General features: G+C 60.5%; 1 protein-coding gene. It reads left to right on the forward strand.

Going from position 1 to position 856, the window contains the following annotated elements; all coding sequences use genetic code 11:
- Nucleotides 1-574: Tim44 domain-containing protein (locus ACRXB1_RS36940; protein ID WP_449494891.1), on the forward strand; the 574-nt coding region annotated here is incomplete at its 5' end.
- Nucleotides 575-856: the final 282 nt, after the last annotated feature.

Below are 856 nucleotides of genomic sequence, written 5' to 3' on the forward strand. Positions count from 1 at the left end.
GCGGGTGATTCATGCCGGTACGAGCGCTGCCTCCAAACGGCGAACCCGCGCCGGCACTGGCCAAAGCAGGGCTCGTACCGGCATGAATCAGCCGCAGGAACCGAGCTACGTTCCGCCGTCGGCGCCGGGTGGGTACGGTCCGTCGGGCGTTCAGAGCTATACGAGTCCGGTCGACGCAGCGGCAGCCCCGCAAGTCGCCGTGCCGTCCGGTTTCGATACCGAAGCGTTCCTGCGCAATTCGAAGGTTTATTTCGTGCGTTTGCAGGACGCGTGGGATCGCGGCAATTCGAACGACATCCGCGAGTTCACCACGCCGGAAATGTTCGCTGAGGTGAAGCTGGATATCGACGCACGCGGCACGCAGCCGAACCGTACGGATGTCGTGCAACTCAATGCCGACATCCTCGGTGTTGAGGATCGCGGCACGGAAAGCCTCGCAAGCGTCCGTTTCCATGGCCTGATCCGTGAAACGGAAGGTGCTGCTGCCGAGCCGTTCGTCGAAATCTGGAACCTGTCGAAGCAGAAGTACGGCAACGAGGGCTGGTTGCTGGCCGGGATTCAGCAAGTTAGCTGACTGTCGACCAGGGCGACCAAGGCGACCAAGGCCATGTTCAGGCTTTGTCGGCTAGGCCGGACGGCTAACGTTGCGTTTGGCGTGACCATTGCCAAACGATAACGCCAGTTGCAAAGGTAGAATAGAAACCCGCACAAGCGGTCACTCGTGCGGGTTTCAGCAAGTTAGCTGACTGTCGACCAGGGCGACCAAGGCGACCAAGGCCATGTTCAGGCTTTGTCGGCTAGGCCGGACGGCTAACGTTGCGTTTGGCGTGACCATTGCCAAACGATAACGCCAGTT

The organism is Caballeronia sp. M23-90 (genome assembly GCF_053574605.1).